This window comes from Microcoleus sp. EPA2 (assembly GCA_020882975.1).
Lineage (GTDB): Bacteria > Cyanobacteriota > Cyanobacteriia > Cyanobacteriales > Microcoleaceae > Microcoleus.
The window spans coordinates 22,422-29,481 of record JAHRFD010000046.1 but is presented as its reverse complement, the minus strand read 5'-3'; the positions used below and the strand labels follow the sequence as shown (position 1 = coordinate 29,481).

Annotated in this window: 6 protein-coding genes; 5 read left to right on the top strand and 1 reads right to left on the bottom strand. The window is 40.9% G+C overall.

Annotation, left to right across the window (positions count from 1 at the left end; translation table 11 throughout):
• Positions 1-110: 110 nt before the first annotated feature.
• The gene (locus AAFP14_RS24850; RefSeq protein WP_341734858.1) at positions 111-332 is read right to left on the bottom strand and encodes a hypothetical protein; all 222 of its coding nucleotides are present in this window, start codon (positions 330-332) and stop codon (positions 111-113) included.
• Positions 333-630: 298 nt separating this feature from the next.
• Between AAFP14_RS24850 and AAFP14_RS24845 the strand changes: the two genes are divergently transcribed.
• The 5 genes from AAFP14_RS24845 (at position 631) to AAFP14_RS24825 (ending at position 7,016) form a co-directional block, all read left to right on the top strand.
• Complete coding sequence (locus tag AAFP14_RS24845) at positions 631-2,604, top strand: PP2C family protein-serine/threonine phosphatase (protein WP_341734857.1); 1,974 nt, start codon at positions 631-633, stop codon at positions 2,602-2,604.
• A 141-nt stretch (positions 2,605-2,745) separates the two neighbouring features.
• The gene (locus AAFP14_RS24840; RefSeq protein WP_341734856.1) at positions 2,746-3,324 is read left to right on the top strand and encodes a slr1658 family protein; all 579 of its coding nucleotides are present in this window, start codon (positions 2,746-2,748) and stop codon (positions 3,322-3,324) included.
• 47 nt (positions 3,325-3,371) lie between these two features.
• The gene (locus AAFP14_RS24835; protein WP_341734855.1) at positions 3,372-3,716 is read left to right on the top strand and encodes a slr1659 superfamily regulator; all 345 of its coding nucleotides are present in this window, start codon (positions 3,372-3,374) and stop codon (positions 3,714-3,716) included.
• Positions 3,717-3,746: 30 nt separating this feature from the next.
• Complete coding sequence (locus tag AAFP14_RS24830) at positions 3,747-5,264, top strand: adenylate/guanylate cyclase domain-containing protein (RefSeq protein ID WP_341734854.1); 1,518 nt, start codon at positions 3,747-3,749, stop codon at positions 5,262-5,264.
• A 99-nt stretch (positions 5,265-5,363) separates the two neighbouring features.
• Positions 5,364-7,016, top strand: coding sequence for an ABC transporter substrate-binding protein (locus tag AAFP14_RS24825; protein ID WP_472851088.1), 1,653 nt, complete (start codon positions 5,364-5,366; stop codon positions 7,014-7,016).
• The last annotated feature ends 44 nt before the right edge of the window (positions 7,017-7,060 follow it).

Here is a 7,060-nt window from a genome sequence, read left to right as displayed (position 1 = left end):
CTCGACGCAAAAAGTCTTCAAAATTAGTTGTTTAATCTCCTCTCTTTTGATTTTTTGAGCAATAACTTGCCTTCTGTTGAAAGGCAGCTACTTTTAGATGCGATCGTTTTTTAGTCTAAACTCCAGTCCTTGATGCTTGGCTGTTGTTGGCTTTCCAACTTGGTTAAGGAATGTTTCAGCGCCCCAGCATTAGCAGCAGCGCTATCTACCAGACTCGGATACATTTCCAATGCCAGAATTCCTGTTAACACCAAAGCCAAGACTAAAGGCCTGGGCTGCTTTTGGGCTTGGTTTTGACTGTCTTGAGAGTTATTTTCGGCAATTCGTTTCATTACAAGCCCTCCACCTCACTTCAGACTGCGGCGCGATCGCTGCTGAACACAACACTAACAATACTTATGTAGACACTGCTAATGTTAGTGTTGGTTCCTTTGTCAAGAACTAACATTACAAGTGCAGCGATGTAAGTATCGTCTTATTCTGTCTCTAGAGTAGAGTTTCAGGAAATAAGTATATTAATCCTCGGCAAACTTCTGATGGTGCGTCAAAACTGATTTTTTCAGGAATGATCCAAAAAAATTAGTAGCTTTTGCTACTAATTGAGTAAAATATTTGTGGATTGTGTCACATATGAACCAAAAATCCTTCGGTATCCATTTAATGAATCGTCTGAGCTATCCCCAAAAATTTATCCTAATTGGCTTTCTCTTTGCCCTGCCCTTAACATTGGTCATATACCTGCTGATTTCCGAGATTAATAGCCAGGTAAATTTTTCTCAAAAAGAAATTTACGGCAATGAATACCTGCGCCCCCTGCGACAATTGAGACAGCACATACCGCAACTTCAACTTTTAGATTATCAGCCTTTAAACACAAATTTAAGCCGACCAGAGTTCAGGGCAGAACTAGAAGCAAAAATAGACTCAAACTTTCAAAATCTTGCCAATACTGATAGCAGGCTCGGAAATTTATTAAAATCTTCAGAAAAAATGAATAAAACTTATCTTACTTGGCAAAATTTTAAACTGCGTCGCCACCAGTGGAGCTTAGAAACCTATGACTTTTTATATCAAACCTTATTAGCAAATATTAATAAATTGGCTGCTGATGTTGGGGATAGTTCTAATTTAATATTAGACCCCGACTTAGACACTTATTACTTAATGGATGCTACTTTATTGAAGCTGCCCGAAATTCAAAAAAATCTTTCAGAAATCAGAAGGATTTCTGAAAAAACCAGCCTGAAGTCAAATGCTACACAAGATGATAGAACCCAATATATTGCTCTTTCTGTAAAATTAAGAGAATTAAGTGAGGCTTTAGAGTTTAACATGAATGTTGCGTTTATAAACAATCCACAACAAAATTTAAAGCCCAAATTAAATAATGATGTGCAAAGCTTTATTTTTCTTATATATCAATTATCTAAAAGTCTAGATAAACTAAACTATCCATCGGAAACTGTTCAGTATTATGCCTATATTGACTCAACTGAAAGAGTGCTAGAATTAAGTTTTGATCTGTGGGATAAAACCCTAGACGAATTAGATGTCTTACTACATAATCGTATTGAACATCTTATGAACAAAAAGCGAACAATTACAATAGTTGTTTTTTTGAGTCTCTCCATAGTATTTTATGTATTTGTATCTTTTTATCAGTCGGTGATGGAAACTGTCTTGGTACTGGATGAAGCTTCCAAAAAAATGGCAAGAGGGAATCTTGACTACAAAATTAATTTGGATAATAAAGATGAATTGGGGCAAGTTGTGAGGTCATTTAACAAAATTGCTGAGGCATTGGTTTATGCGAACCAAGAAATTACCGTTTTAAACGATCGCCTCAAAGCCGAAAATGTGCGGATGAGTGCCGAATTAGATGTTACTCGCAAAATTCAGCAAATGCTGTTGCCGAAAGACCGAGAACTTAAGGCAGTCATCGGTCTAGATATTGCAGGATTTATGGAATCTGCGGATGAAGTAGGTGGCGATTATTACGATGTACTTCAGCAAGATGGTAGAGTAAAGATTGGTATCGGCGATGTCACTGGACATGGCTTAGAAAGTGGTGTTTTAATGATTATGGTTCAAACGGCTGTGCGGACTTTGCTGGCTTACAATGAACCCGATCCCGTTCGATTTTTAAGTGCTATTAATCGGGCTATTTACGATAATGTACAACGGATGAAATCTGACAAGAATGCTACCTTGGCTTTGCTAGACTATGAGGAAGGAATGCTGAAATTGAGCGGTCAGCATGAAGAAATGATTGTGGTGCGTTCTAATGGTTCTGTAGAGCGGTTTGATACCATCGATTTGGGTTTCCCCATCGGACTCGATGTAGATATTACTGAATTTGTTGCTGAAAAAATGGTGCAGTTATATAAAGGAGATGTGGTAGTGCTGTACACTGATGGGATTACGGAAGCTGAAAATATGGATAAGATGCTTTACGGTTTAGAACGGTTAATTGACGTCATACAAATGAATTGGCAACGAACGGCATCAGAAATCAGGTACGCTGTCATTGACGATGTGCGATCGCACATAGGCGAACAAAAAATCTTTGATGATATTACATTGCTGATTCTCAAACAAAAATAATACTGGGTGATCAGTTATTGGTTAGGATAGATTAGTTATGAAAAGCCAAAATTCATAAATAACTGCCTGTAAATCAACACTACATAATCACAAATAATTCCTCACAAATAACTAAGACTAACAGACCACAGACTAATCAACATGAATCAGATTTTCGGTAATTTCATTGAGCCGACTCCCAGCCAAGAATATTTAATCATTGGATTTTCTCCTAGTTCTATTCCCCTGAAGCAACGATGGCGGAATAATGGTTTATCGGCTGATTTCCTCGCGGATTACTTGACGACTTTTTTTCCGGGGAGTCAAGAGGATGCCTCAGCACTGACAAGACAAGCGGAGGTGAAAAGTGCCGTTAGCTATATTGCTAATGAGTTATTGGAAAATGCGATGAAGTTTAACGATGAAAATTCCCATTACCCGATCGATATTAAACTGCAATTGGAGAAAGACGGACTAATTTTCTCCGTGGCTAACAGCATTCCAGCTTCTGCTGTTGAGGATTTTCAGGGTTACATTCAGAAATTGCTGATTTGCGACCCCAGCGAGATGTATATTGAGCAATTAGAAAAAAATGCTGCTGATGAGAACTGTACCGCTTCTGGGTTAGGCTTGCTGACTATGCTCAACGACTACAGCGCCAAGATGGGCTGGAAGTTCGAGACTGTTCAACAAGACCCAGAAGTCATTGCCGTGACCACGATGGTACAACTAATATTATAAGCCCATCGGGCATCAATTATCCAACTTAAGTAACTTTTTTCGCCACAATGGAAATTAAGACAGAAAAATACCACATCTGCTACGATCGAGAGACAGCCACGGTGAGTTTTTCCGGCTCCCTGCGACTAAGCGGGCCTGAAGAATACCAGCCGATTACCCAGTTGCTCGGCGATGTAGCCGATACGCAAACGGAAAAAATTATTCTGAATTTGCAGCAGTTAGAATTTTTGAACAGTTCGGGGATCAGTATGCTGTCGAAGTTCATCATTGAGATGCGAAAAAAACCTGGGGTGCAAATGACGGTACAAGGCTCTAAATCTGTCGCTTGGCAAGGTAAATCTTTGAAAAATTTGCAGCGTTTAATGCCTGCTTTAGTGGTGGAATTAGTCTAGGAACTGCCAGGGCCTTTGGGATTCGGAATTATGATGCAATTTTCTGTTGGTAAAGGCGCAAGTTCTAGGGTTATGTTAGAAGAACAACCATCGAGAGAAGAGCTAGTTTTGGAACTCGAAAAATTGCGCCAGCAAGTGGAAGAGTTGAAAGAGGAAAAAGCGGATCTGGAAATTTTGTTAGAAACCAGTGCCGCCCACTCTGATAATCTGACAAGCGAGTTACGCTATCGGGCACTGCAAGCAGTGCGCGAAGCAGAAAAGCGGCTGGCTCAGTTTCTGGAAGCTATTCCCATAGGAGTGGTAGTTCTTGATTCTGAAGGCAAACCTTGCTATGTTAATCGTGCGGGAGAGCAGTTGCTCGGCAAAGGGGTTGTACCATTAAATACCGTTGATAATTTGTCGGAAGTTTATCAAATTTATCTCGCGGGTACTAATACTATTTATCCGAGCGAAAATTTGCCAATCGTCCGAGCTTTGAAGGGCGAAACTTCCACGGCTGAGGATATGGAAGTTCATGTACAGGACAATATAATTCCGATCGAGATTTGGGGAACACCAATTTTTGACGAGGACGGTAGTGTGGCTTTTGCGATCGCAGTTTTTCAAGATATTACAGAACGTAAACAAGCAGAAAGCGATCGCCATAAGTTTATTGATGAACTCTCTCTCCTCAATAAAAGTCTGGAAGCATCCCTAGATGCCGAATCAGAATTAACTGATGCCTATGGGCGGTTTGTTCCTCATCAATTTCTAAATTTACTGGGATATGAAAGCATTATCGAAGTTAATTTAGGGGATCAAACCCAGCAAGATATGTCGGTTTTATTTGCGGATATCCGGGATTTTACCATGCTTTCTGAGACCATGACACCGCAAGAAAATTTTAATTTTATCAATGCTTATTTGTCGCGAATGGAGCCTGCTATTGCTAGAAATAATGGGTTCATCGACAAATACATAGGTGATGCAATTATGGCTCTATTTAGCGATTGTGCAGATGATGCTGTCAAAGCTGGTATTGCTATGTTAAATATTCTCAAAGAATACAACAAACACCGTCAAAATGTGGGATATATCCCCATTCAAATTGGCATTGGGATTAACACAGGTTCTTTGATGCTGGGGACAGTGGGTGGCAAAAGTCGGATGGATAGCACTGTCATTAGCGATGCGGTTAATTTGGCTTCTCGGATTGAAGGATTGACGAAAGATTACGGCGTACCGCTGTTAATTTCTCATGCCACTTTTGAGAAGTTGCGAAATCCGGCTGATTATGCTGTTCGCATCGTCGATAAGGTACAGGTCAAAGGAAAATCTCAATTTGTAACAGTTTATGAAGTATTTGATGCCGAACCAGAGGAGGTGAGATTGGCAAAGCTAGAAAATTTGCCCATATATAATGAAGCTATGTTATTGTGCGATCGCAAGGAGTTTCGAGAAGCGGGAAAATTGTTTGAAGAGTGTTTGCGGAACAACCCTAGCGATCGGGTGGCTCGCATTTATCTCAAACGCTGTCGAGATTGGCGCACTTTACTCAAAGGAATTTGATATTTGGGCATCGTTCATGGGGCAGAGGGCATCGGGCAATTTTAGATTTTGGATTCTGGATTAATGATACGTACTTGGGAATTATTGCGTAAAATGACAATGGGAACAGCTAGGTGGCTGCTAAAAATATTTATCAGACCTTCGGTGATTAAAGTTCTAGCGCTGTTGAGTCTTTGCTGCTGTTTAATTATAAGCTGCCGACAGCCGACAAATCCATCGGTTAACTCTGGCGCTGACAATACTCAGAGCGATCGCATTACCATTGGCACAACATTGAAACTGCGGACGATCGACCCTGGAGACGCCTACGAAGTGATCTCGGCACAATTGTTGCACAATTTGGGCGATACTCTCTACACCTACGAGTCGGGAACTACAAAGTTAATCCCGGATTTAGCCACATCCCTGCCCAAAATCAGCCCCGATGGATTAACCTATAAGATTCCCCTGCGTCAAGGGGTGATTTTTCATGATGATACACCCTTCAATGCCGCAGCCATGGAGTTTTCCTTACAGCGGTTTATCAAAAATGGTGGCCGTCCCGCTTTCCTGTTAGGTGATGCTGTAGAATCAGTGACAGCGACCGGCGAATATGAGTTAACTGTTAAATTAAAAAAGCCTTTTGCGGCTTTTCCCGCCATGCTCACCTTTGCTGGTACTTGTGCCATTTCTCCGAAAGCATACGAAATTGGCGACGGTAAATTTAAACCAGATACATTTGTGGGAACCGGACGCTACAAGCTAGCCAAGTATGGCACCGATTCTCTCAAAATAGATGTATTTGATAAATATTGGGGAGAAAAACCCCAAAATAAAGGTATAGATTTGTTGCTGCTTTCTAGTTCCGCCAATTTGTTTAATACTTTTCGCACCAGTGCGATCGATGTTGCTTATTTATCTCTGGATGCAGATCAAGTTCGCAGTTTGGATGAGGGAGCAAAAAAAGGGAAATGGCAGGAATTCGAGGCCGAGAGCAGTACCGTCAGTTATATGACGCTGAATATCCAGTCTAAACCCCTGGATAATATATATGTGAGACAGGCGATCGCCGCTACGATCGATCGCCCACTAATTAACGATCGCGTACTCCGTGGACAAGGACAGCCACTGTACAGTCTGATTCCCACAACCTTTGACGTTCAAAAACCCGTTTTCAAAGAACTCTACGGCGACGCCAACATGGTAAAAGCCAAGGAATTATTGACTAAAGCGGGATACTCAGCAGCAAATCCTTTAGTATTGCAAATTTGGTATCCTTCATCTTCGGCAAAAAGAGGTTTAGTGGCGAGTACCATCAAGGCCATAGCTAAACTCAAAATGGAGGGAATCCTAGAGGTAGAAGTTAATAGTGTGGAATCTCCCACTTTATTTCAAAATATTGAGAAGGGAATTTATCCTGCGGTGTTAGTGGATTGGTACGCCGACTTTTTCGATGCCGATAATTATATACAGCCATTTTTAGATTGTGCTGAAGGTTCGGTGGCTGGCGGCTGCTCCAAAGGTGCTAGCCAGGGTCAGGGTTCGTTTTATTATAACGATCGGGTGAATCAACTGATCGCCAAACAGCGCCAAGAACCAAACCCACAAATCCGCAACGCCATTTTTGCTGAACTTCAAGACATACTAGGTAGAGATGTACCTTTCATCCCCCTCTGGCAGGATAAAGATTATACTTTTGCTCAAAAAAATATTACTGGTGTTAGCTTAGAACCGACGCAAGCTTTTCCCTTTTGGTTCCTGAAAAAGCAATAATTATTTACAAAATTTAAAGTTGTTAAAACATTTACAATTATTGC